We start from the raw sequence: 22,340 nt of genomic DNA on the forward strand, positions 1-22,340 counted from the left end.
TTCCGTCTGAAGGACACACATTTTGACCAGTTCTGCACCAGTTTCGTTGCGAAAAACCGCCCTCAATGACATGCATCGCCGCCTGAAGGCCAAGATGGTCGACTTCGGCGGCTGGGATATGCCCGTCGAGTACTCGGGACTGATCGCCGAACACATGGCGGTCCGTACCGGCGTCGGTGTTTTCGACGTCAGCCACATGGGCGACATCCAGCTGCGCGGCCCCGGCTCGCTCGACGCCGTGCAGCACATCTCGATGAACGACGCCTCGAAGCTGGTCGTTGGCCAGGCTCACTATTCCGCGATGCTCTATCCGGAAGGCGGCTTCGTCGATGACGTAATCGTCCACAAGCTCAGCGACAACGACTATCTGATCGTCATCAACGCCGGGACCCGCGAGAAGGATGTCCAGTGGGTGCAGCGCAATGTCCTGAAGTTCAAGACCCACGCCAGCGACTACAGCGATTACTACACGCAGCTGGCGATCCAGGGACCGAAAGCCGTTGAAACCCTGGCCAAGCTGACGAACGTCGATCTGGGCAGCATCAAGGGCTACTGGTTCAAGTGGGGTACGGTTTGTGGCCTGCCCAACACGATGATCGCCCGCACCGGCTACACCGGCGAAGACGGATTCGAGATCTACGTTCCTTCTGACGTCGCCACTAGTGAGCGCGTGTGGAATGAGGTCATGGAAGCAGGCAAGGAATTCGGCATTCTGCCCTGCGGCCTCGGCGCGAGAAACACCCTGCGCCTCGAAGCGGGCATGTCGCTCTACGGACACGAAATCTCTGACACCATCAATCCGTTTGAAGCCGGACTCGATCGCTTCATCAAGCTCGACAAAGGCGAATTTGTCGGCTCTGAGGCGCTCCGCAAGGTGCAGGCAGCGGGCGGTCCTACGCGCAAGTTGATCGGTCTTGAAATGATCGAGCGCGGCATCGCACGCGATGGATACCCTGTCCTCGACCTGAGCGGAAACCGTATCGGCGAGGTCACCAGCGGATCGCCGTCGCCATTCCTCAAGAAGAACATTGCCTTGGCTTACGTCCCGCGTGAGCTGGCGGTGCTGGATACGGAAATTGCTGTCGAAGTACGCGGAAATCCCGTGAAGGCAAAAATCATTCCCACGCCTTTCTATCGCCGTCCCAAGAAGGTTTAGTCCAGGTTTAAAGAAAGATCCAAGTTCAAGGAGAACAGATTCATGTCCTATCCCGAAAAGTTCAAGTACACGCGCGAGCACGAGTGGATCGAAGTTGCAGGCAAGACGGGCACCATCGGCATCACCGATTACGCCCAGAACTCGCTGGGCGATATCGTGTTTGTCGACGCACCCAAGGTGGGAACGAAGGTTGAGAAGGGCGCTGTCTTCGGCAGCGTGGAGTCGGTGAAGGCCGTCTCCGATCTTTATTCACCCGTCACCGGAACCGTGACCGAAGTGAATGAGGAGCTGTCGTCTTCTCCGGAGAAGATCAACACCGCCGCCCACGACTCGTGGATCATCAAGGTGGAACTGGGCGACGAGAGCGAACTCTCTTCACTGCTTTCGCCCGCCGATTACGAAGCATTTGTTGCCGAAGAAACCGGCAAGTAGTTACGAAGGAAAAAGATGCGTTATCTCCCCAAGTCAGACGCTGAGCGCGAGGCAATGCTGCACGAAATCGGCGCAGCATCGATCGATGACCTGTTCTCTGTAATTCCGGACGAATACCGCCTGAACGGCGATCTCAGGATTCCGCCACAAATGGGCGAGTCGGAGATCGTCGACCACTTCAAGGCGGCTTCGCTCAGGAATGCCAACGGCTATGCAAGCTTCCTCGGCGCTGGCGCTTACCGGCACTATCGCCCCGTGATCATTGACTCGCTGGTGCAGCGCGGAGAGTTTCTTACCTCTTACACGCCGTATCAGCCGGAGATCACGCAAGGCACCCTGCAGGCGATCTTCGAGTTCCAGACGATGATCTGCGAGCTCACCGGCATGGATATCGCGAACGCCTCCATGTACGACGGATCCACAGGCGCAGCCGAGGCGGTGATGATGGCTGTCCGCGTAACCGGCCGCGATGGCGTGCTGGTCGCGCGCACCGTGCATCCAGAATATCGCGAGGTGATGCACACCTACGCGCAGCACCAGGGACACGACGCCGGCGAGGTCAACTACGGCCCCGATGGACGTCTCGACCTGGCTGCTCTCGAGCAGTCCATCAGCGAAGAGACTGCATGTGTGCTCGTTCAATCACCGAACTTCTTCGGAGTAGTCGAAGACATTCCTGCCATCGCGGAAATCGCGCACAAAAAGGGCGCTCTGCTGATCGTCTCGATCGCGGAAGCTGTATCGCTCGGCATTGTACGTCCACCGGTTGAGGCGGACATCGTCTCGATGGAAGCGCAGTCGTTCGGCGTGGCGCTCAGCTATGGCGGTCCGTATTGCGGTGTGATTGCGGCGAAGGAGAAGTATCTTCGCCAGATGCCTGGCCGTCTCGCTGGTGAGACGAAGGATAGCGAAGGCCGCCGCGGCTTCGTGTTGACGCTCTCGACACGCGAACAGCATATTCGCCGCGAGAAGGCGACCTCGAACATCTGCACCAACCAGGCGCTCGTCGCGCTGATGGCAACGATCTTCCTGACTGTCTACGGCAAGCAGGGAATGCGCGATCTCGCCGTGCAGAACCTGGCCAAGGCGAAGTACGCCGCAGACACGCTCGGTGCTCACGGAGAGCTGCTCTTCAAGAACACGCCACGCTTCCACGAATTTGTGTTGAAGACGGATGAGCTTCCCGAAACGCTGCTGACCCGTCTGCTGCCGAAGAAGATCATCGGCGGGCTGTCGTTGAAGAAGTGGTATCCGGAACTGGGCAATGCCACGCTCTGGTGTGCGACCGAACTGACGACCAAGGCGCAGATTGACGCGGCTGCGACCGTGATCGCCGAAGCTGGCGTTACGACCGCCACGTGGTAGAGGAATCAAAGATGAGCGAAAAATTTGTGGGAACACCGCGCAAAGTCACCGCGCACATGACGCAGAATGAAGGGCTGAGCTTCGAGAAGTCCTCGCCCGGCAAGAAGGGCTACAAGCTGGCACCGCTCGACGTGCCCGAAGTCGACGTGAAGGCGCTGCTCGGCGAGAACGCCCGCGAAGACGTAGGCACGCTGCCGGAGCTGAGCGAAATCGAAATCATCCGTCACTTCACGCGCCTTTCGACGTGGAACTATGCCATCGATCTCGGCATGTATCCGCTGGGCAGCTGCACGATGAAGTACAACCCGCGCGTGAACGAGTTTGTTTCACGGCTTGAGGGCATCGCCGAGGCGCATCCCTATCAGCCGGAATCGCTCTCGCAGGGCTCGCTCGAAATCGTAAAACTGCTGCAGGATTGCCTCATCGAGATCTGCGGCATGGACGCGATCACGCTGCAGCCCGCTGCTGGAGCGCATGGCGAATTTACGGGAATTCTTTTGGCCCGCGCCTATCACCAGTCAAAGGGCAATCCGCGTAAGCACGTCATCATTCCTGACTCGGCGCACGGCACCAATCCTGCGACCGCGGCAGTATGCGGCTACCAGGTGGTCAATCTCAAGTCCAACGCGCAGGGCGGCGTAGACGTGAACGCGCTGGCGCAGATGGTGAACGAAGATACCGCGGCGCTGATGCTGACGAATCCTTCGACCATCGGCGTTTTCGAGAACGAGATTCACAAGATCGCCGACATCCTGCACGAGAAGGGCGCGCTGCTTTACATGGACGGCGCAAACATGAATGCGCTGGTCGGCAAGACGCGTCCCGGCGACTTCGGCGTGGACGTGATGCATCTGAACCTGCACAAGACCTTCTCGACGCCGCACGGCGGCGGTGGTCCGGGCTCGGGTCCGGTGGCCTGCAAGAAGATTCTTGAGCCGTTCCTGCCCACGCCTGTTGTTGCCACGGGAGCGGATGGACTGCTGCACTGGAACTACGATCGTCCCGAGTCAGTCGGCCGCGTGCGCATGCTTTACGGCAACTTCGGCATGTTTGTTCGCGCGCTGGCATACATTCTTGCGAACGGCCCCGACGGCCTGCGCCAGACGACCGAAGATGCGGTGCTCAACGCGAACTACATTCGCGCGAAGCTGCAGGATCTTTACGAGCTGCCCTACGACACGCCTTCGATGCATGAGGTTGTCTTCTCAGATAAAAGACAGACGAAGAACGGCGTGAAGACCGGCGACATCGCCAAGCGCCTGATCGATTACGGATTCCACCCCTACACGGTGAGCTTCCCGCTGATCGTGCCCGGCGCGCTGATGATCGAGCCGACGGAGAGCGAATCGCGCGAGGAGCTGGATCTGTTCATCGACGCCATGCGCCAGGTCGCGCGCGAAGCCGAAGAGAATCCGGAGCTGGTGACAAAGGCTCCGCACTCAACCCGCATCTCGCGCCTCGATGAAACGACCGCCGCCCGCAAGCCGATCCTGCGCTGGAAGGCTCCGCCGGCATCGACGCCGGTTGAGGTCGATACGGCTGCGAAGGAGTGGTAAACAAGATTGCTTCTCTCGACGGACCACCTGAACGCCCTGGCGAGAGAAGCAGTCGATTGTGCGTTTACGGTTCATAATGCGCTCGGGCCGGGCCTGCTTGAGAGCACGTATCAGGCTTGCATGGAGCACGAGCTGCGTAAGCGAGGCATCACGATTCAGGCTCAGGTCGGATTGCCTCTTGTCTATGACACAGTCAAGCTCGAGATCGGCCATCGGATCGATCTTCTGGTCGCCGGGAATCTTATCCTCGAGATCAAGTCGATCGAGGGAATTGCGCCGATTCATCGTGCCCAGTTGCTCTCATACCTGAAGTTGAGCGGATGCCGCTTAGGACTCTTACTGAACTTCAATGTGCCGCTGATGAAGGATGGCATCGTTCGAATGGTGAATGGGCTATGAGGGGGAGTATTCACCGCCAAGGCGCAAAGAACGCAAAGAAAAGCCGCAAAGCCCCTTTGCGAAAACTTGTCGTTCTTTGCGCCTTCGCGGTGAACGCCTTTAACGATCTCTAAGGGGAGAGCAGAATGTCACTGCATCATCGCCGCGACGAACTGGAGAAGTTCGAATTCATGATGGGACCGTCACGCGGTAAGCTGGCGGTCTCGCTCGACATGGTGACTGACGCGCTGATCTTGATCGGCCAGCACGGAGTCTATTGCAACTCGCAGCGGAACCCGTCGAAGCCGGCACTCGATCTTGAGACAGTCATGAATGAGTTGAATGGTGCGAAGGAACTGATTCAGTCAGTGATGGAAGAGCTGCGCCGCGAGCGCGACGCAGCTTCCTGATTTACTTGGCAGGGGTAATCGTCACGTATTCGTCCGTGTTTTCCCAGATCAGGTGCAGCGCGAGCCGTTCATGCGGGCGCGCCTTGGCCTTCACCGGATCCAGCTTAATCTCAAACTGCTCGACCGGAGCGCTCGGCTTTGGGCCGGCTTCCATCGCAACCCGTCCCAGGTCCTGATTCTCGTTGTAGACAGTGCCCCATTGGCCGGTCTGCTTGTTGATGATGAGCTTCCAGCCGCTCTCCGAAGGCAACGAATAAACGGTGTAGGTGCCGGCGGGAACGCTCAGGTCGCCGATCTTGATATCCACAGCGGTCTTCAAGGTGGTAGCTTCATTCGCCCCGGTGCGCCAGACCTTGTCGTAGGGGACGAGACCGCCAACGATCTGGCGGCCACGCATCGAGGGGGCGCCGTAGTCGATAGAGATAGCTTTGCCCTCAAGGGTCGCGGTGGCTTTCATAGGAGGGCTGGGGCGGGGCTTGTTGTTCTGCGCATGAACCTGGGAGGCAAACGCCAGAATTGCCACGGCAAGCGTCACCATGGGCCTGCGATTTCCGGTGATCGTTCTACACATTGGTCGAGCTCCTTACGGATTAGACGTTACGCCTTCCATAAGAGCGCGGCGGATGGCGGTCTGTCAAAATGAGCCGTGCCAGGGCAGAATGCCGTAGTATTCTATTCTTAACGAACGCGCCCGTAGCTCAGCTGGATAGAGCGGGTGAAAACCTTTCTCGCGCCCCTTCTGACAAATTTCCTGTTGTGACCGATCTGTGACAGCAGGAGAATAAATTGCCCATTCGCAAGCGCGGAACTACATGGCAGGCCGATGTCATCACCGCCACCGGCACACGCACTCGTAAGCAATTCACGACCAAGGCCGAGGCGCAGTCCTTCATCGCGTCGCACCAGGCTTCCCAAAACCCTACATCCCGGCGCGGGAAACAATCGCTCGCATCCTCGCGCCGTACGCGGCGAGCGGTACCGGCAACAGTAAGCTCGTCGCCAACGCCATCGTCGCCCACGTCGGCACGCTCAAACCTCATCAGCTTGCCCCGGCCCACATCAAAAACATCTGTGCCGAGTGGGAAGGCCTCGCGTCGTCCACGCGGCGAACCTACGCCTCGCGGCTGAGGGCGCATCTCGTCACGCTCGGCGCTCCTTGGCAGTGTGCCGGAGCAATTCCGCATTTGGCACAGTCGAAGCCGCGCAACGTCACAGCAGCGGATGCCGAGTTTGAAGCCGTCCTGCGCAAAGCGCCGGGCTGGCTCAAGCTCACCCTGCTGCTCACGCGTTATTGCGCGTTGCGGGCAACCACGGCGCTCACCTTGACGGCTGCCGACATCAACACGGAAACGTGGCACATCCGTCGTCGAACCAAGGCGCAGATGTCCATCTCCATTCCGTGCGGCCCTCGCGTGCGCGAGATGCTGCGCTTCGCACTCCACATGGCCGAGCCAGGCCAGTATCTCGTCAACGCCCTCGGCGGCAAAGGCGACACGCCGGGCAAGCTCTACGAGAACAGCAACCACGCCATCAACAAGCTCAAACGCGATCTGAAAATCTCCGGTAAGTGGACACTCCACGACCTGCGCCGGACAGCCGCCCGCGAGCTTTACGACAACACACGCGATCTGCGCCTGGTGCAAGCCCTCCTGGGCCACGCCAACCTCGCGCAATCGCTGTGGTACCTGTCCGACGCAACACACACGCTTACAGCCGACCATCTCGAACAGGGCGGCAGAAAGGTCTACGCATGACACGCACAACGAAGAAGCCGGAGAGGATCAGCGATTTCATCTACACGCCAGCCGAGCGCATGGAAACGGTCGAAGAGTACGTGGCCTATTCGATCAAAGCCCGCGAAGAGGCACATGCGGAGGCCGTCGCGGAAGGCTTCGGCGAAAAGGATGCCGACGAGGTCGCAAACATGTCCTGGCGTTGTGTGCTGCCCATCATGTCCTCGCGCCTGGCCGTGCAGTCGTTCATCGCCTGCGTGGCCGTAGGCGCGGCACGCGGCTGGATCAAGGCCGAGGAAGCACGCGGCCTCAGCTACACGGCACAGCTTGGCATGGCGGCGCTACGCGAGGCCAGATGAGCAGCCCAACCGAACGCATCGCGATCATTGTGGCGCGGATCGAGGGCGTCGCGACCGAAGAGCAATTCGACGCGCTCACGCTCGAACTCTATTGGCAGGCCCGGCTCCTGCGCGACCAGGCGCAGGCAGCCAAGGCGAGTCGAAAAGCGGCGCGGAGCATGATAGCCTGACTGCACCAAAACCAGTGCATAAGGGGGATACAGAGGCAGCCGTTGGCTGCCTCTGTTCGTCATGCGATCCATACCGCTGTCGCTGAAGAACAAGCTGCGCCTGTACGCGCAGCAGGCAACAAATCCGAAAATCAATGCCTCTCTGCCGAAAGCCGAAGTCCGGCAAAACCGCAACTACACACCATGGGGGCAAACGCTAGTCTGGCTCATGGACTTTGAACGCGCCCTCGAAAAGTTGTCACCGATGCAGCGCACCGTCTTGCTGCTGCACCATGGTTGCGGCTACAGCCAAGGCGAAACCGCAATGATCGTAGGCATGTGCATGCGCACGATGCAGCGCACGGTAGCGCAGAGCGAAGCAAGATTGCTCGACGTGCTCAACGATCAGGAAGCCGGGCGGCACATCACGCGCTGCCGGAATAGGCGGGTCCAGTGAGACTCCTTGCAGCATCGCTCAAGGTCTGCGAACTCTGCGGCAATCTCTACGTCCGAGAGAGCGATAACCGCGAGGCGTACTGCCCGCGTTGTAAGCCCATGCAGAAGCTCATGCCGAAGCTGAATTCCAAGCGCCGAGGCAGGCCGCCCAAGCTTAGGCCGGTGGCAGGGATGCGGTAGCCACTTCGCTGCGCTCAGCCGGGGCGCTGGACGCGCCCCGAACGGCATCCTGGTAAGGTGCTCGCTTCGCTCGATCACATTCGCCCCACGCGGCAACCGGGCGTGCTGGTGCCCCGCTCAGTCACCAGCCGCGCAAGTGGCCGCCTCGCTATCGCGTCGTCGGCCGCGCGTCTGGTGCCATCGCTGCCGTCTCTCCGCGTCCCGGCTGCCGGGTGGCCGCCATCGCTGCGGCCCCACTCCCTGCGCGCGCCTGCGGCGTGCTCAGTCGCGCCCCCGCATCGAGGGTGTTGGCCGTCTGAGCGCTGTGCACGGCGGCCATGGCTGCGCCACTTCGCCCGGCAGCCAAAACCAGTGTGTTCGGTGGCCGGGCTCGGCTTCGCCGTGCGCGTCTGTCGTGGTCGGGCTCCGGCTGCGCCGTCGCGCCCGAGGCCCACGCCCGCAACGGTCGTGTGCGCCAGCGTCCTCGCGCGTCAAGGCCGGAGCCGCTTCGCGGTGGCTACGCCAGCCTTGACCCGCTCCGGGCGCTGGCAAAGGCTCCTGGCCATCCGGGCGTGGGCTACAAACCAAAGGCAACAGCAAAAGCAAGATCCAGCCCGGCGCTGACGCGCCGGGCAGACCACCCCACCCCTACCACCCCCACCCAGGGGGATGGTCACACCGGAGGCGAATTTGAAGCTGCAAACGATCATGGACAGGCAGCGCCAGAAGGCCGCAAAGCTGAGTCATACGCCGAGAAAGCCCATCAAGCGCCAGCCGCTCGAAGACTGGATGCTTTGGGTGCTGAGGCATTCGTTAGCGGCGGCGATGGAGCGGAACGACATGGAAACAGCCAAGGAAATCAAGGCAGAAATCGAAGCCCGAAGAGCCGAACTCAAAGCCCAGAATGAAATGCCAGCAAAAGAGGGCTGTGACAAGGCGTGACAGCTTCGCGTCACAGGGCCGTCACAGAAGGCGAAATTGTGACATGGCGGAAGAGCGCTTGCAAACCGTGTCACATGCGGCTATGGTGAGAGTACGTGTCACAACGCTGTCACAAAGACGCGCGATAAATACCGCGCCCGTAGCTCAGCTGGATAGAGCGGCAGCCTCCGAAGCTGTAGGTCAGAAGTTCGAATCTTCTCGGGCGCACCAGAATTGGAAAAGCCGGTCTTCACGACCGGCTTTTGTGTTTCTGCTTCAGGAACAGCTAAACCAATTCGTAACCAGCGAAGAAGTAGCCGATCTCGAAAGCTGCGGTATCCTCGGCGTCGGAGCCGTGGATGGCGTTTTCTTCGATGGATGCGGCGAACTTCTTGCGGATGGTGCCTTCCTCGGCGTTGGCCGGGTTGGTGGCGCCCATCAGCTTGCGCAGGTCGGCGATGGCGTTGTCCTTCTCGAGCACCATGGGGAAGATCGCTCCCGAAGACATGAAGTCGGTCAGTCCGCCGAAGAACGGGCGCTCTTTGTGAACGTAGTAGAAGCCTTCGGCCTGGGTCTTCGAGATCGAAATCTTCTTGATGGCGACAATCTTGAATCCGGCCTTCTCGATCTCGGCGAGGATGGCTCCGGTATGGCCCTTGCGGACCGCGTCTGGCTTGATGATGCTGAAGGTGCGTTGGGACACCTGTGGTTCTCCTTGAATTGCGAATAAAGTCTTATTTCCAGTGTAGAGCAGAAGTGCGTTACCAGATCACCCGCGGATAGTGGTCTCGAATATCTGAATCCGCGGACAACAACGGAGCAAGCCCATTTGCCTTGGCCTGGGCAACGATCGTGCGATCAAACGGGTCGCGGGTCCACTTTTCATCCAGCGCGATTTCTGCGACTCGATGAAAAGGCAGATCGCAAAGTCGAAGACCAAACTCATGTTCAACCTTCAGGAAGATTTCCCGTGACGAAAATGCGATGCGGTTTACTTCGCGAAGGTACTCAAGCTCCAGAAGCACCATAGGCGAAATCATGAGGTCTGCGGCTTCGAGGGGAGCCTTGGCTTTCGCTGAGATACGGGATGGATCGCCCTGAGCCAGCCACACGACAACATGCGTGTCGAGGTAGGCGATCAAAGCTCTGACCAGTCCTTCTCCCAGGCACGTTCCATTTCTTCCTGCAATGACGAAGTGTCAGCGTCGTAACCCGGCGTGATGACGTCGAGCCTGGTCATGCGGTCGAGGCGTCCTTTCGGCTGGTCTTCCGGAGCGACGCGAAAGCGGCGGCCCTTATAGGAAACCCAAACCTCGCTGCCTTCCATCGCTTTGGAGACCAGGTCGAAGAGCTCCTGACGAAATTGGGTGATCGTGACTTCCATGTACATTTATGAGTGTACGCCCTGTACGCCAACAGGGCAATAAAAAGCGCGGCCCGCATTGAAGCCGCGCTTTTGTTGATACTGCGGTAGTTACGCCTTGCCGATCACCCGGGCCAGCGTCTCGCCGATTTCGGCCGGCGACTGGACGACGTGAATGCCGGCTTCGGTCAGCGCTTTCATCTTCTCCGCGGCCGTGCCCTGGCCTCCGGAGATGATGGCACCGGCGTGGCCCATGCGGCGGCCTGGAGGCGCGGTCTGTCCGGCGATGAAGCCGACGACCGGCTTCTTCACGTGAGCCTTCACATACTCGGCGGCAGCTTCTTCGGCGGTTCCGCCGATTTCGCCGATGAGGATGATGGACTCGGTCTCAGGATCCTCGTTCAGAAGCTTGAGCGCATCGATGTGGGTAGTCCCTACAATTGGATCGCCACCGATGCCGATCGCCGTCGACTGGCCGATTCCGCGCTGCGTGAGCTGGTAGACGGCCTCGTAGGTCAGGGTTCCCGAGCGGGAGACGATGCCTACCGAGCCTTCCTTGTGGATGCGGCCGGGCATGATGCCGATCTTGGCCTTTCCGGGCGAGATGACGCCGGGGCAGTTGGGCCCGATGAGCACGGAGTCGGAGGTCTTGAGCACGCTCCAGACCTTGACCATGTCGTTCACCGGAATGCCTTCGGTAATGGCGATGATCAGCGGCAGCTTGGCTTCGTTGGCTTCGAGAATCGCATCGGCCGCGAACGGCGGCGGAACGAAGATGACGGTCGCGTTGGCGCCGGTCTTCTCGACGGCCTCTTCGACGGTGTCGAATACCGGCCAGCCCTCGTGCGTGGTGCCGCCCTTGCCGGGCGTGACTCCGCCGACGACCTTGGTGCCGTACTCGGCGCAACCCTTGGCGTGGAAGGTGCCTTCCTTACCGGTGATGCCCTGGACGATGAGGCGTGTGTTTTTATCGACGAGAACTGCCATTACTTGCCTCCCTTTGCCGCGGCAACGACGATGTCCGCTGCGTCCTTCATGGTGGTGCCGACGGAGAACTTCAGGCCCGACTCTTCGAGAATCTTGCGGCCTTCCTCGACATTGGTGCCTTCGAGGCGCAGGACGATCGGCAGCGTCACGTTCAGGTTCTTCGCTGCTGCGACGACGGCAGTTGCCAGCACGTCCACGCGCAGGATACCGCCGAAGATGTTGATGAAGATGGCCTGCACGTTCTTGTCAGCCAGCAGGATGGCGAAGGCTGCTTCGATCTGCTGCTGGTTGGCGCCGCCGCCCACGTCGAGGAAGTTCGCAGGCGATCCGCCGGCGTACTGGATGATGTCCATCGTGGCCATCGCCAGGCCCGCGCCGTTCACCATGCAGGCGATGTTGCCATCGAGCTTGATGTAGTTGAGCGCGAACTTCGAGGCTTCCACTTCGAGGGGATCTTCTTCGGCTACGTCGCGCAGTTCCTTGAGCTGCTTATGGCGGAACATGGCGTTGTCGTCGAAGTTGATCTTGCAGTCGAGGGCGAAGAGCTTGTCGTCCTTCGTAGTGATGAAGGGGTTGATCTCGAGCAGCGAAGCGTCGGTTTCGACGTAGGCCTTGTAGATGCCGAGCATGAAGGCGACGGCCTGGTTGATCTGCGCAGGCTTGAGGCCGAGCGCGAAGGCGAGCTGGCGCGCCTGGTAGGGCTGGAAGCCGACTGCCGGATCGATATATGCCTTGAAGATGGCGTCGGGGTCTTCGGCAGCGACTTCTTCAATTTCCATGCCGCCCGCCTTCGAAGCCATGAAGACCAGCTTCGCGGCTGCGCGGTCGAGCACGATACCCAGATACAGTTCACGATCGATTGCGGCTGTCTCTTCGATCAGCAGGCGCGACACCTTCTGGCCCTGCGGGCCGGTCTGGTGGGTGATCAGCTGCATGCCGAGGATCTGCTTGGCGTACTGCTCGGCTTCCTCGATGTTCTTTGCAACCTTCACGCCGCCGCCCTTGCCGCGGCCTCCGGCATGGATCTGCGCCTTGACGACAACGCCGTTCGCACCGTTTGCGAAGAGCTTCTTGGCCACATCCAACGCTTCGTCGAGCGTATTGGCCACTTCACCCCGCGGTACGGCGACGCCGTATTTCGCGAGGATGTCCTTTGCCTGATATTCGTGAATTTTCATTTTTTTCCAGGTTGAGAGAAAGAAGTCGAATGGGTTACCGCAGGCCGATTCGCGCACGGTAGGCACCGTCGAGAAGGTGGGCATTGCAGTCGGACTTTCCAGTGTAGCGGACGATGGGGAGGGTTGTCAGGCCCGCATCTTCCTGCTGGCCGCCACATTAAAGTACGGTTATTGTGGTTTCCTGAAGCGGGAAAGGCAGGAAGAATGGCCGCCAGCAGGCCCGATTACGGCATCGACGCACCCAACGTTCTGAGGAATCTTTTTCTCTTCGGCATTCCCTGCCTGCTCCTCGGGCTCTTTCTACCCGCTCACGTCCATATCGGCCGCATCGATTTTCTTCCCCGGCCGATGTTTTTCTGGACGGGACTTTTTCTGTTGCTCGAAGGCCTGCTGTACCTGCAATACGTGATGTCTGGCAAGATGCGCCATCGCGACTACATGCTGTCGCTCTACCGGTGGCGAGGAGATGAGAGCGTTCTCGACGTGGGCTGCGGGCGCGGCCTGCTGCTGATCGGAGCGGCGAAAAAGGCAGCTTCCGGAAAGGCGACCGGCATCGATATCTGGTCGAACGAGGATATGGGTGGCAACTCCGAGGCGGCCACGCAACGCAATCTGAACCTGGAAGGTGTCGCAGATCGCTGCACCCTGATAAGCATGCCGGCGCAGGAGATGCCGTTCCCCGACGCATCCTTCGATGTGATCGTCTCGAACCTCTGTTTGCACAATATTTATGACAAGCCGATCCGGCAGGAGGCTCTCGGTCAAATGGTGCGGGTGTTGAAGCCGGGTGGCGTGATGCTGGTTTCTGATTACAAGCTTACCGGCGAATATGCAGAGCATTTTCGCGGCGCGGGGCTCCAGGTGCAACGCTGCTGGGGACGCCCCTTCTACAACTTTCCGCCGCTTCGCGTCGTTATTGCCCGAAAGCCCTCTTAACAGGACTGCCAACAGTAGTTGGGTAGACTGGTATTTCGATGAACAGTCTGAAACACATCCTGAAGGCTTTGGTAGAGAAGCATGGCTCGCTCGATCGCAACCAGGCTCGCGAAGTTCTGCAGCAGATCCTGACCAGCGCCCCTGGCGAAGACGACGTTGAGATTGCCTCGCTGATGACGGCGCTGGCGACACGTGGGGAAACGGTCGACGAGCTGGTGGGCTTTGTCGAAGCCCTGCGCGCCGCCGCGGTGCCGTTGCCGCTGACCGAAGATGAGCGCGATGCCGTAATCGATACCTGTGGAACAGGTGGCGACGGGGCTGGAACCTTCAACATCTCGACGGCTGCCGCGCTGGTTGCAGTGGGTGCGGGGGCGAAGGTCGCGAAACATGGTAATCGTGCCGTGACGTCGAAGTGTGGCTCGGCCGATGTTCTTGAAGCCCTCGGTGTGCCTGTGATGCTGGCTCCGGACCGGGCCGTCGATTGTCTGCGCCAGACGGGCTTCATGTTCATGCTCGCCCCGGCTCTGCATCCGGCAATGAAGCGTGTCTTGCCCCTTCGCAGAACGCTTGGTTTCCGGACGATCTTTAACCTCGCCGGCCCGCTGACCAATCCGGCAGGCGCTCCGGCGCAGATCATGGGTGTCTATGAGCCGTCGCGGGTGCCGCTCGTCGCCGAGGCGATGGCGCGGCTGGGCATGCGGCATGCTTTCGTGGTTCACGGCGGGGATGGGCTGGACGAGCTGACGCTCTCCGGCGAAAGCAGCGTCGCCGAGGTGCGCGATGGCAGGGTAAAGCTTTTTCGTCTCGTGCCCGAGGACGCCGGCCTGCTGCGGGTTCCGCTGGCGGCGATGGCCGGGGCGGACACTGTCGAGGAAAATGCCGTGATTCTCGAGAAGGTGATCTCTGGAGAAATCGGTCCGCGGCGCGATATCGTGCTGCTGAACGCTTCGGCAGCCCTGGTGGCTGCGGGAATCGCCAGCGACCTGTTCGACGGGGTGCAGCGCGGAGCACGCGCCATCGACTCCGGAGCGGTGAAGGCTGTGCTGAAGTCGCTGCGGGAATTCGGCGCAAGCGAGGCTAAATCCTAGTCTGCTGCGTCTTTCAGAAAGCCGCAGCATCTTAACCTGCGAAGGCTGACACTGGAATTCCCACCGAAACTAGCCGTAAGGACTGCCATGCCCCGTTACGAATATCGCGATCTGGAACCGTCGCGCGAAGCCAAAGAAGTTTACGAACGCTGGATCGAATATCTCGACGATGAGTTCACGCGGCACAAGAAGCCTGCTTTGCGTGCGGAGCTGGTGCGCGATAACCTGCACCAGCTGCTGCTGGGGCGGCCACATGGCGGCAAGCTGAACTTCACCCTCAATACCGAGCTGCCCTTCAACGTATTGCAGCTTTCGCTCGATCCGATGAACGTGACGCTCGAGCCGGAATATTACGGCGACATCGACGCCACGAAATACGCCTGCGTGAAGCCGCTTATCTGGTTCTGGCACATGTTTGATCATTCGCCGGTTGCCTACAATCACTGGCTCGGGTTCCGCTTCCGCGCCATGCTGGGCAAGCACATCTTCAAGAAGATCGGGAAGAACGTGAAGATCTTCCACGGCGTCGAGTTCAGCTATGGCTATAACCTGACGATCGAAGACGATTGCGTCATCCATAAATACGCCATGCTCGACGACCGTGGAGAAATCGTTATCAAGAAGGGCACGTCGGTCTCCGACTACGCGGCGGTTTACTCCCACGCCCACGATCCGGTCGATCCCCAGGTGGTCGAGAATCGCAAGACGGAAATCGGCCCGGCTGCCCGGCTTACCTATCACTCCGCGATCATGGCGGGCGTCAACGTGGGCGAAGACGCGATTGTCGGCGCAATGAGCCTGGCGACGAAGGATGTCAGCGATCACTCGATTGTCGGCGGCGTCCCCGCAAAGCAGCTCAAGACAAAAGAAGAAGCGAAGCAATTCGAAGACCGGAGCGATGTGGCCGCGCCGAAGCAGGATCGCAACGCTCAGTGCAGCAACTAACCGGAACGTTTTGATACCATCAGGCTTGCTGCGTTAGGCGCGGCAAGCCTTTTCCATGAATCAGCAACAGATTGTCCTGAAGATTTTCGAATTTGCCATCCTGGTTTTCTCGCTCAGTCTGCATGAGGCGGCCCATGCCTGGATGGCATCACGCCTCGGTGACCAGACGGCGAGAATGCTGGGACGCGTCACGCTGAATCCCGTTAAGCACATCGACCCGGTGGGAACGGTGCTGATTCCGCTGGCGATGCTGTTCCTGCCGGGCTTTGGACGCTTCCTGATCGGCTGGGCCAAGCCGACCCCGGTGACCACCCGGAATTTCGCAAATATCCGCCGCGATGACATCCTGACCACCCTTGCAGGACCTGCCAGCAATCTGCTGGCGGCGCTGGGAGCCACCGCCTTCCTGATGGTGCTGGTACATGTGAGCTCCACGGGAGCCCTGGCCGTGCGCCAGGTGGTTACCGGCATGGTTGACCCCGCGTTTATGGCCGCCAGCCCCATCTTCCCCATGGCGCTGATTTTTTACCTCGCCATCTGGCTCAACCTGATGCTGACTTTCTTCAACCTGCTGCCGCTGCCTCCGCTGGATGGCTCGCATCTCGTCCGTCAGCTACTGCCCTACAACGCCCTGCGTATCTATGACTCGCTGGGCATGTTGAGCCTTATCATCATGATCTTTCTGGGTGGCCGGCTGGTAAACCTCTTTGTCGGCCCTGCGCTCTACCTGATCAACCAGCTCCTGCTGTCGGTTTAGCCGCACGCCGCTCCCGTACAATAGACAGAGTTTTTTCGAGGTTAGGATTCAGGGTGTCGAACACTTCTTCTGATCAGCGGAAGCGCGTGCTGAGCGGCATGCGCCCGACCGGTAAACTCCATCTGGGCAATTACATGGGCGCACTCTACAACTGGGTGCGGCTGCAGCATGAGTATGAGTGCTACTTCTTTATTGCCGACTGGCATGCCCTGACCACGGATTACGCCGATCCTTCGAAGATCCCCGGCAACATTAAGGATGTTGCGCTGGATTTTCTGGCTGCCGGCCTGGACCCTGAAGCCTGCACGATCTTTGTCCAGAGCAAGGTGCCCCAGCATGCCGAACTGCACCTGCTCCTGTCGATGATTACGCCGCTGAGCTGGCTCGAGCGCGTGCCGACCTACAAGGACCAGCAGGAGCAGCTTAAGGAAAAGGACCTGGCGACCTACGGGTTCCTCGGCTATCCGCTCCTCCAGTCGGCCGACATCCTTCTCTACCAGCCCGACTTCGTGCCCGTGGGGCAGGATCAGGTCGCGCACGTGGAACTGACGCGCGAGGTTACTCGCCGCTTCAACCAGTTCTATCAGGGCAAGGCCGGAGATATTCTCCCCGAACCCAAGGTGCTGTTGACGCCTTCGCCCAAGCTGCCCGGAACCGATGGCCGCAAGATGTCGAAGAGCTACGGCAACACCATTTTGCTGAGCGACCCGGAACCGGTCATCCGGCAGAAACTGAAGCCAATGGTGACAGACCCGGCCCGCGTCCGGCGTACCGACCCGGGAAATCCGGATGTTTGCCCGGTCTTCGATCTGCATAAGGTTTTTTCGAGCGCTGAGGTACAGCTACAGGCTCGTGAAGGTTGCACCACGGCTTCGATCGGCTGCATTCAATGCAAAGGCTGGGTTGCGGACGCAGTAGTCGCCGCCTTGGCTCCCGTCCAGGAGCGCCGGGCGAAATACGAGACCGATCCCGGGCTGGTGACGGAAATTCTAGAAGCGGGAAATCTCAAGGCTGCCGTACGCGCGGAAGTCACCATGCGCGAAGCACGCGTCGCCGTGGGATTGGGTGGTTAGCCTATGACCGACGAACAGAATATCCAGCCAGAACCAAAGCCCGAGACCGCAGAGGTCTCGGTGCCGGTAGCCGCTTCCGGCGGGCCTGCTGCTCCGTCGAAGGCCGAAAAGGATGCGAAGCCGGAAAAAGACGCCAAGGATAAGAAGGACAAGAAAGACGACGACTCGATCTTTCCGTTCTCGGTCAACATCCGCCAGGTCTATGACGGGCCGCTGGACCTGCTGCTGGACCTGATCCGCAAGCAGGACATCGATATCTACGACATCCCGATTGCGCGTATCACGGCCCAGTTTCTGGCCTATGTCGAGCACCTGAAGGGTACCGACATCGACGTTGCCGGGGATTTTATTTACATGGCCGCGCTCTTGATCCATATCAAGAGCAAGATGCTGCTGCCGCGTACCCCGATTGAGGCTGCGGAGGGTGAAGCCGAAGATCCCCGCCTGGAGCTGGTTGAACGGCTGCTCGAACACGAGCGTTTCAAGAACGCCGCACAGATGCTGCACGCCAAGCAGCAGATCGAGGAAGCCACCTGGACGAATCCTGGAATGAAGGACTTCCACAACGCCGAGGGGACTGAGCAGGAGATCGCCGCCGACACGATGGACCTGGTACGCGTTTTCCAGGAGATCCTCGACCGGGCGAAGAACCGGCCGACCCTGGAGCTCGAAGAAGACGCCGCGACCGTTGGCCAAATGATTGATTTCATGCGTCGCAGGCTGATGATGGAAGATCGCCCGGTGTCACTGCGCAAGCTGCTGGTCAACACTCGATCAGAGCGCGCCCTGGTAGCGATGTTTCTGGCAATCCTCGAGCTGGTTCGCCTGCAGGCGGTCCTTCTGCGGCAGGATGGCAACTTCAGCGACATCCTCGTCAAGAAACACGACCAGTTCGAGGAGGTCATTAACGAGCGCCTGAGCCAGGTTCGAGACGACTGGGCATAGCCTGGCTCGCCGCGTCCGTTCATCGAATATTCATCAAATCCCTGTTCATTTTCATGTTCCGTATCGCCTCTGTTTGTTAGCTTGCTAGCGAACCCCCGAGAGATTGATCCCGAGCAAAACTCGGAAGGCTATTCAGGAGCTGTTTCCCATGGAAGAAGCAAGCGCTGTTATTTCCCCTCACTCTGCTGGCGAATCTGCGTCAGTCCATAACAAGCTGAACAAGTCCCCAGGCCTGATCGGATCACTCGTATTTGGAGTGGTGCTGGTAGGCGGCATGGGCTATGCGATCTCTCAGCTCGGCCACGATCTTGCCGGTACGCACCTGGCCTCTGTATGGCCGTACGTGCTGCTCGGCATCGCACTGCTTATCGCACTTGGCTTCGAGTTTGTGAATGGTTTCCACGACACCGCGAACGCTGTTGCGACAGTTATCTATACCCACTCGCTTGAGCCCCACGTCGCCGTGGTCTGGTCGGGCATGTGGAACCTGATCGGCGTACTTACGTCTTCGGGCGCGGTCGCCTTCTCCATCCTTACTCTGCTGCCTGTCGAGCTGATTCTTCAGGTCGGTAAGGGCGCCGGCTTTGCGATGGTCTTCTCGCTGCTCATCGCTGCCATTATCTGGAACCTTGCCACCTGGTGGTTTGGCCTTCCTGCTTCGAGCTCGCACACCCTTATCGGTTCGATCATCGGCGTGGGCCTTGCCAACCAGCTGATCGGCGGCAAGACCGGCACCAGCGGCGTGGATTGGGCGCAGGCGACCAACGTCTTCAAGGTGCTGCTGATCTCTCCGATCGTCGGCTTCGTGTGCGCGGCACTGCTGCTTCTACTGCTCAAGCTGCTGGTCAAGAAGCCTGAGCTGTATCAATCGCCGAAGGGCGACCAGCCGCCACCGTGGTGGATTCGCGGCCTGCTGATCCTGACCTGCACCGGTGTGAGCTTCGGTCACGGGTCGAACGATGGACAGAAGGGTATGGGCCTGATCATGCTGATCCTGATCGGTACCGTTCCGACCGCGTATGCGCTCAACCATGCGATCGGCTACAACCAGGTCCAGGATTTTGCTGCTGTTTCCGAGCAGGCTGCCCACGTGCTCTCTGCGTATGTTTCGCCCGACGCAGTGATGGGCGATGCCCGGTCAGACCTGACGGAATACATCCGCACCAAGCAGTTCACGCCGAACACCATGCTGGCCGCCCGCCAGCTGGCGCTCGAAGTCGAGCATGAGGTTGTCACCTACAAGACCCTGGCCGGCGTTCCTGCCGACCAGCAGCAGAACATCCGCAACGACATGTATGTGGAGAGCGAAGCTCTGCGCCTGATGGCCAAGGCCGACAATCCCAAGTTCACCTCGCCGCAGAATGCGGTTCTGGCGAACTACCGCAAGCACCTCGACCTTTCGACCAAGTTCATTCCGAGCTGGGTGAAGGTGGCCGTGGCGCTGGCGCTGGGACTTGGCACGATGGTGGGCTGGAAGCGCATCGTGGTAACCGTCGGCGAGAAGATCGGCAAGGATCACCTGACCTACGCGCAGGGTGCTTCTGCGGAAATCGTAGCAGCCATTACGATTATCGCGGCCGACCAGTTCAAGATGCCGGTTTCGACCACGCACGTGCTCTCCTCGGGCGTGGCCGGAACCATGCTCGCGAATGGCAGCGGCCTGCAGTTCGCGACCATCCGCAACATCGCCCTGGCCTGGGTCTTCACCCTGCCGGTCGCGGCACTGCTTGCGGGCGGCCTTTTCTGGGCGATGCGGCTGTTTATCCACTAGACCTTTAACCCAACACTGACGGATTGGCGGCGCTTCGGTAGTATCGAAGGAGCGCCGCCTTCCTTTTGGGGCGCAGTCTTATCCCTGGCCAACGCATGAGCCTGAAAGCAAAGATCGAAGCCGTAATTTACGCGACCGAAGAGCCGGTAACGCTGATCCAGCTGGCGACCCTGTTTGCCCCGGAACTTGTGGAGGCGCGCGAAAGCCGCCTTGCCGCCGAAAAAGCCGCACAGCAGGCCTCCGAAGAGGTGAATCCCGATGCGGCAGCCGAGCTGGCCGAAACTCTGCCGCCAGAGGAAGACGGGGCGGAGCCGCAGGCGGATCCGGAAGCCGCAGTCGAGGCAGCCCCTGCAGACGTGGCTGCACCTGCGGAAACGAGCGCCGAAGATGAGAAACGTGCCACCCGTCAGCGCGAGCGCGAGCTACGCGACGAGGCACGCATCGTTATCGATTCATTGATCGCTGACTACGACGCGAGCGAGCGCGGCATGGAGATTCGCGAGATCGCCGGCGGTTTCCGTATGGCGACACGCGCGGAGTATCACGACGCAGTCCGCTCGTTTGTGAAGAGCCTCAAGCCGCCGATGAAGCTGTCTCTGCAGGCGCTTGAGACGCTCGCGGTCATCGCCTATAAACAGCCGATTACGGCCCCTGAAGTCAGCGACATTCGCGGTGTCGACTCCGCCGGTGTGCTCGGCTCCCTGATCAGCCGCAAGCTGGTGACGACCGCAGGACGCAAGCAGGTGATCGGCCGGCCGATTCTCTACAAGACGACCAAGGAATTTCTGTTGCGTTTCGGATTGAAGGATCTGAACGAGCTCCCCTCGATGGAAGAATTCGAGAAGATGGCGGGCGAGCTTTCCGACGCGGAACAGATGCCGCTGACCGAGATCACAGACACCCAGGACGAACTGGATCGCGAAGAGATTTCCGCCGATCAGCACGCGCCGGTTGATACGGACGAAGTTGAAGGCGGCTCGGACGCCGCGGTTCCCGAAGAGATTCCCGAGGAGCGCGCTTCTGCGATTGACGTGACGGAAGTGGAGGACGACGAGCTGGATCTACCCGCCATCAGGGTTGAGCCGGAAGTCGATCCTGCGAAGCTGACCGGCGACGAGCAGGCAGGGCAGCTGGAAGAAAAAACGGAAGAGGGCGCTTGATGACTGAAGCAGAAACTCCATCGGGCGACCGGCTCCAGAAGATCATCGCCGCAGCCGGAATCTGCTCGCGCCGCAAGGCCGAGGAGATGATTCTCGAAGGCCGCGTTCAGATCAATGGCAAGGTCGTTACTGAACTGGGCACGCGGGCCGATGCCGCGAAGGACCACATCCGCGTCGACGGCAAGCTGCTGCAGGGGCCGGAACGGCCTCGCTACTACCTGATGAACAAGCCAAAAGGCTATGTGACTACGGTAAGCGACCCCGAAAACCGTCCCACCGTCATGGATCTGGTTCGCGGCGGAGAACGTGTCTTTCCCGTGGGGCGCCTGGATTACGCCAGCGAAGGCCTGCTGCTGCTGACCAACGACGGCAACCTGGCCAATGCACTGACACGCGCTGCGGCGAAGGTCGAGAAGACGTACCTGGTCAAGGTTGCGGGCCGTCCGGCGGAGTCCGATCTGGAGCACCTGCGCGGTGGCGTCATGATCGAGCGTGGCCGTCCCGGTTCGCATGAAGGCCGCGTGATGACTGCTCCGGCCAAGATCCGGCTGTTTCGCGATGGAGACAATCCCTGGTACGAGATCATCCTGATCGAGGGTAGAAATCGCGAGCTGCGCAAGATGTTCGAAGAAATCGGCCACCACGTGGAGAAGATCCGTCGCGTGGGCTACGGGCCGCTGGTTCTTGACGTGGAACCGGGCAAGATTCGCGAGCTGAGCGACGAGGAAGTCGACACGCTGCGCTTTGCCAGCCGTCCCAAGCCGCGGAGCAAGTCGCCGGCGTCTAATGCGCCCCGTTCCGAGTTCCGCTCTGCGGAGCGTCCTGCCGCTGCTCGTCCGTCCTCTACTCGTTCGTCTGGGTCGCGCGCGGGCTCTTCGCGCTCAAGCTCGTCGCGTCCGTTTTCTTCCCGTCCGGCCAAAAAGTCGGCGTCGGGAAAGCCGGGCCGTTTTTCTGCTCCTAAAAAGGGCGGCCGCAGGCCTGAGAGATAAGCCGGCGCGGTCCATGCATCGAATCGGACCCGAGAACCATCTGTAATACACGGAACAAGAGCAGCATGGCTGCG

At 60.1% G+C, this 22,340-nt stretch carries 28 protein-coding genes and 1 tRNA gene; 22 read left to right on the top strand and 7 right to left on the bottom strand.

Annotation, left to right across the window (positions count from 1 at the left end; translation table 11 throughout):
* Positions 1-22: 22 nt before the first annotated feature.
* From gcvT to LJD29_RS10210, 6 genes are all read left to right on the top strand, one after another.
* Positions 23-1,156 carry a glycine cleavage system aminomethyltransferase GcvT gene (gene gcvT / locus LJD29_RS10185; RefSeq protein WP_446745649.1) on the top strand — a complete coding sequence of 378 codons (1,134 nt, stop codon included), beginning with the start codon at positions 23-25 and terminating at the stop codon, positions 1,154-1,156.
* A gap of 42 nt (positions 1,157-1,198) precedes the next feature.
* Positions 1,199-1,588, top strand: coding sequence for a glycine cleavage system protein GcvH (gene gcvH / locus LJD29_RS10190; protein ID WP_446745650.1), 390 nt, complete (start codon positions 1,199-1,201; stop codon positions 1,586-1,588).
* A 15-nt stretch (positions 1,589-1,603) separates the two neighbouring features.
* A complete protein-coding gene (gene gcvPA, locus LJD29_RS10195) occupies positions 1,604-2,953 on the top strand; it encodes an aminomethyl-transferring glycine dehydrogenase subunit GcvPA (protein ID WP_446745651.1) in 1,350 nt (449 codons plus the stop codon).
* Positions 2,954-2,964: 11 nt separating this feature from the next.
* Positions 2,965-4,509, top strand: coding sequence for an aminomethyl-transferring glycine dehydrogenase subunit GcvPB (gene gcvPB / locus LJD29_RS10200; protein WP_446745652.1), 1,545 nt, complete (start codon positions 2,965-2,967; stop codon positions 4,507-4,509).
* A 6-nt stretch (positions 4,510-4,515) separates the two neighbouring features.
* Entirely contained in the window at positions 4,516-4,908 is a 393-nt protein-coding gene (locus LJD29_RS10205) for a GxxExxY protein (RefSeq protein WP_446745653.1), read from the top strand.
* 125 nt (positions 4,909-5,033) lie between these two features.
* Entirely contained in the window at positions 5,034-5,297 is a 264-nt protein-coding gene (locus tag LJD29_RS10210; protein WP_446745654.1) for a hypothetical protein, read from the top strand.
* Between the two features lies 1 nt (position 5,298).
* Here the strand turns inward: LJD29_RS10210 and LJD29_RS10215 are convergent, their stop codons facing one another.
* Complete coding sequence (locus LJD29_RS10215; RefSeq protein WP_446745655.1) at positions 5,299-5,868, bottom strand: DUF2911 domain-containing protein; 570 nt, start codon at positions 5,866-5,868, stop codon at positions 5,299-5,301.
* Between the two features lie 215 nt (positions 5,869-6,083).
* Here LJD29_RS10215 and LJD29_RS10220 point away from each other — a divergent pair, with 215 nt between their 5' ends.
* The 5 genes from LJD29_RS10220 (at position 6,084) to LJD29_RS10240 (ending at position 7,995) form a co-directional block, all read left to right on the top strand.
* A complete protein-coding gene (locus LJD29_RS10220; protein ID WP_446745656.1) occupies positions 6,084-6,425 on the top strand; it encodes a hypothetical protein in 342 nt (113 codons plus the stop codon).
* A 56-nt stretch (positions 6,426-6,481) separates the two neighbouring features.
* Positions 6,482-7,051, top strand: coding sequence for a tyrosine-type recombinase/integrase (locus tag LJD29_RS10225; protein ID WP_446745657.1), 570 nt, complete (start codon positions 6,482-6,484; stop codon positions 7,049-7,051).
* Positions 7,048-7,389, top strand: coding sequence for a hypothetical protein (locus tag LJD29_RS10230; RefSeq protein WP_446745658.1), 342 nt, complete (start codon positions 7,048-7,050; stop codon positions 7,387-7,389). Before LJD29_RS10225 ends, LJD29_RS10230 begins: the two co-directional genes overlap by 4 nt.
* Positions 7,386-7,559, top strand: coding sequence for a hypothetical protein (locus LJD29_RS10235; RefSeq protein ID WP_446745659.1), 174 nt, complete (start codon positions 7,386-7,388; stop codon positions 7,557-7,559). Before LJD29_RS10230 ends, LJD29_RS10235 begins: the two co-directional genes overlap by 4 nt.
* Positions 7,560-7,620: 61 nt before the next feature.
* Complete coding sequence (locus LJD29_RS10240; protein WP_446745660.1) at positions 7,621-7,995, top strand: sigma factor-like helix-turn-helix DNA-binding protein; 375 nt, start codon at positions 7,621-7,623, stop codon at positions 7,993-7,995.
* Positions 7,996-8,322: 327 nt separating this feature from the next.
* On the opposite strand, the gene LJD29_RS10245 is transcribed toward LJD29_RS10240, so the two are convergent.
* The gene (locus LJD29_RS10245; RefSeq protein ID WP_446745661.1) at positions 8,323-8,520 is read right to left on the bottom strand and encodes a hypothetical protein; all 198 of its coding nucleotides are present in this window, start codon (positions 8,518-8,520) and stop codon (positions 8,323-8,325) included.
* A 323-nt stretch (positions 8,521-8,843) separates the two neighbouring features.
* Between LJD29_RS10245 and LJD29_RS10250 the strand changes: the two genes are divergently transcribed.
* Positions 8,844-9,095, top strand: coding sequence for a hypothetical protein (locus tag LJD29_RS10250; protein ID WP_446745662.1), 252 nt, complete (start codon positions 8,844-8,846; stop codon positions 9,093-9,095).
* A 133-nt stretch (positions 9,096-9,228) separates the two neighbouring features.
* A tRNA-Arg gene (locus LJD29_RS10255) sits at positions 9,229-9,305 on the top strand.
* A gap of 55 nt (positions 9,306-9,360) precedes the next feature.
* Here the strand turns inward: LJD29_RS10255 and ndk are convergent.
* The 5 genes from ndk to sucC form a co-directional block, all read right to left on the bottom strand.
* The gene (ndk, locus tag LJD29_RS10260) at positions 9,361-9,777 is read right to left on the bottom strand and encodes a nucleoside-diphosphate kinase (protein ID WP_446745663.1); all 417 of its coding nucleotides are present in this window, start codon (positions 9,775-9,777) and stop codon (positions 9,361-9,363) included.
* A 58-nt stretch (positions 9,778-9,835) separates the two neighbouring features.
* Entirely contained in the window at positions 9,836-10,216 is a 381-nt protein-coding gene (locus tag LJD29_RS10265; protein WP_446745664.1) for a type II toxin-antitoxin system VapC family toxin, read from the bottom strand.
* Positions 10,213-10,458: a hypothetical protein gene (locus tag LJD29_RS10270; protein ID WP_446745665.1), complete on the bottom strand. Its 246-nt coding sequence runs from the start codon at positions 10,456-10,458 to the stop codon at positions 10,213-10,215. Before LJD29_RS10270 ends, LJD29_RS10265 begins: the two co-directional genes overlap by 4 nt.
* A 90-nt stretch (positions 10,459-10,548) precedes the next feature.
* Positions 10,549-11,424 carry a succinate--CoA ligase subunit alpha gene (gene sucD, locus LJD29_RS10275; protein ID WP_446745666.1) on the bottom strand — a complete coding sequence of 292 codons (876 nt, stop codon included), beginning with the start codon at positions 11,422-11,424 and terminating at the stop codon, positions 10,549-10,551.
* Positions 11,424-12,602, bottom strand: coding sequence for an ADP-forming succinate--CoA ligase subunit beta (gene sucC / locus LJD29_RS10280; RefSeq protein ID WP_446745894.1), 1,179 nt, complete (start codon positions 12,600-12,602; stop codon positions 11,424-11,426). Before sucC ends, sucD begins: the two co-directional genes overlap by 1 nt.
* A gap of 204 nt (positions 12,603-12,806) precedes the next feature.
* Here sucC and LJD29_RS10285 point away from each other — a divergent pair, with 204 nt between their 5' ends.
* The 9 genes from LJD29_RS10285 (at position 12,807) to LJD29_RS10325 (ending at position 22,266) form a co-directional block, all read left to right on the top strand.
* Positions 12,807-13,538 (top strand): class I SAM-dependent methyltransferase, encoded by a 732-nt coding sequence (locus tag LJD29_RS10285; protein WP_446745667.1) that lies wholly within the window; start codon positions 12,807-12,809, stop codon positions 13,536-13,538.
* Between the two features lie 38 nt (positions 13,539-13,576).
* Positions 13,577-14,626 carry an anthranilate phosphoribosyltransferase gene (gene trpD, locus LJD29_RS10290; protein ID WP_446745668.1) on the top strand — a complete coding sequence of 350 codons (1,050 nt, stop codon included), beginning with the start codon at positions 13,577-13,579 and terminating at the stop codon, positions 14,624-14,626.
* An 87-nt stretch (positions 14,627-14,713) separates the two neighbouring features.
* Positions 14,714-15,571 carry an acyltransferase gene (locus tag LJD29_RS10295; protein WP_446745669.1) on the top strand — a complete coding sequence of 286 codons (858 nt, stop codon included), beginning with the start codon at positions 14,714-14,716 and terminating at the stop codon, positions 15,569-15,571.
* Positions 15,572-15,626: 55 nt separating this feature from the next.
* Positions 15,627-16,328 (top strand): site-2 protease family protein, encoded by a 702-nt coding sequence (locus tag LJD29_RS10300; protein ID WP_446745670.1) that lies wholly within the window; start codon positions 15,627-15,629, stop codon positions 16,326-16,328.
* A 53-nt stretch (positions 16,329-16,381) separates the two neighbouring features.
* Entirely contained in the window at positions 16,382-17,401 is a 1,020-nt protein-coding gene (trpS, locus tag LJD29_RS10305) for a tryptophan--tRNA ligase (protein WP_446745671.1), read from the top strand.
* A gap of 3 nt (positions 17,402-17,404) precedes the next feature.
* On the top strand, positions 17,405-18,346 hold the full coding sequence (locus tag LJD29_RS10310) for a segregation and condensation protein A (protein WP_446745672.1): 942 nt from the start codon (positions 17,405-17,407) through the stop codon (positions 18,344-18,346).
* A gap of 148 nt (positions 18,347-18,494) precedes the next feature.
* Positions 18,495-20,117 carry an inorganic phosphate transporter gene (locus tag LJD29_RS10315; RefSeq protein WP_446745673.1) on the top strand — a complete coding sequence of 541 codons (1,623 nt, stop codon included), beginning with the start codon at positions 18,495-18,497 and terminating at the stop codon, positions 20,115-20,117.
* 95 nt (positions 20,118-20,212) lie between these two features.
* Positions 20,213-21,277, top strand: a complete 1,065-nt coding sequence (scpB, locus tag LJD29_RS10320; protein ID WP_446745674.1) for an SMC-Scp complex subunit ScpB — start codon at positions 20,213-20,215, stop codon at positions 21,275-21,277.
* On the top strand, positions 21,277-22,266 hold the full coding sequence (locus LJD29_RS10325; protein ID WP_446745675.1) for a pseudouridine synthase: 990 nt from the start codon (positions 21,277-21,279) through the stop codon (positions 22,264-22,266). The genes scpB and LJD29_RS10325 overlap by 1 nt, the downstream gene beginning before the upstream one ends.
* Positions 22,267-22,340 lie beyond the last annotated feature (74 nt).

This window comes from Silvibacterium acidisoli (assembly GCA_022870745.1).
Lineage (GTDB): Bacteria > Acidobacteriota > Terriglobia > Terriglobales > Acidobacteriaceae > Silvibacterium.

What these genes read in the sequence shown, in the direction of transcription:
- gcvH (WP_446745650.1), top strand. Translation starts at nt 1,199, where the DNA reads ATGTCCTATCCCGAAAAGTTCAAGTACACGCGCGAGCACGAGTGGATC.
- gcvPA (WP_446745651.1), top strand. Translation starts at nt 1,604, where the DNA reads ATGCGTTATCTCCCCAAGTCAGACGCTGAGCGCGAGGCAATGCTGCAC.
- gcvPB (WP_446745652.1), top strand. Translation starts at nt 2,965, where the DNA reads ATGAGCGAAAAATTTGTGGGAACACCGCGCAAAGTCACCGCGCACATG.
- LJD29_RS10210 (WP_446745654.1), top strand. Translation starts at nt 5,034, where the DNA reads ATGTCACTGCATCATCGCCGCGACGAACTGGAGAAGTTCGAATTCATG.
- LJD29_RS10215 (WP_446745655.1), bottom strand. Translation starts at nt 5,868, where the DNA reads ATGTGTAGAACGATCACCGGAAATCGCAGGCCCATGGTGACGCTTGCC.
- LJD29_RS10230 (WP_446745658.1), top strand. Translation starts at nt 7,048, where the DNA reads ATGACACGCACAACGAAGAAGCCGGAGAGGATCAGCGATTTCATCTAC.
- LJD29_RS10235 (WP_446745659.1), top strand. Translation starts at nt 7,386, where the DNA reads ATGAGCAGCCCAACCGAACGCATCGCGATCATTGTGGCGCGGATCGAG.
- LJD29_RS10240 (WP_446745660.1), top strand. Translation starts at nt 7,621, where the DNA reads ATGCGATCCATACCGCTGTCGCTGAAGAACAAGCTGCGCCTGTACGCG.
- LJD29_RS10270 (WP_446745665.1), bottom strand. Translation starts at nt 10,458, where the DNA reads ATGGAAGTCACGATCACCCAATTTCGTCAGGAGCTCTTCGACCTGGTC.
- sucD (WP_446745666.1), bottom strand. Translation starts at nt 11,424, where the DNA reads ATGGCAGTTCTCGTCGATAAAAACACACGCCTCATCGTCCAGGGCATC.
- sucC (WP_446745894.1), bottom strand. Translation starts at nt 12,602, where the DNA reads ATGAAAATTCACGAATATCAGGCAAAGGACATCCTCGCGAAATACGGC.
- LJD29_RS10285 (WP_446745667.1), top strand. Translation starts at nt 12,807, where the DNA reads ATGGCCGCCAGCAGGCCCGATTACGGCATCGACGCACCCAACGTTCTG.
- trpD (WP_446745668.1), top strand. Translation starts at nt 13,577, where the DNA reads ATGAACAGTCTGAAACACATCCTGAAGGCTTTGGTAGAGAAGCATGGC.
- LJD29_RS10295 (WP_446745669.1), top strand. Translation starts at nt 14,714, where the DNA reads ATGCCCCGTTACGAATATCGCGATCTGGAACCGTCGCGCGAAGCCAAA.
- LJD29_RS10300 (WP_446745670.1), top strand. Translation starts at nt 15,627, where the DNA reads ATGAATCAGCAACAGATTGTCCTGAAGATTTTCGAATTTGCCATCCTG.
- LJD29_RS10310 (WP_446745672.1), top strand. Translation starts at nt 17,405, where the DNA reads ATGACCGACGAACAGAATATCCAGCCAGAACCAAAGCCCGAGACCGCA.
- LJD29_RS10315 (WP_446745673.1), top strand. Translation starts at nt 18,495, where the DNA reads ATGGAAGAAGCAAGCGCTGTTATTTCCCCTCACTCTGCTGGCGAATCT.
- scpB (WP_446745674.1), top strand. Translation starts at nt 20,213, where the DNA reads ATGAGCCTGAAAGCAAAGATCGAAGCCGTAATTTACGCGACCGAAGAG.
- LJD29_RS10325 (WP_446745675.1), top strand. Translation starts at nt 21,277, where the DNA reads ATGACTGAAGCAGAAACTCCATCGGGCGACCGGCTCCAGAAGATCATC.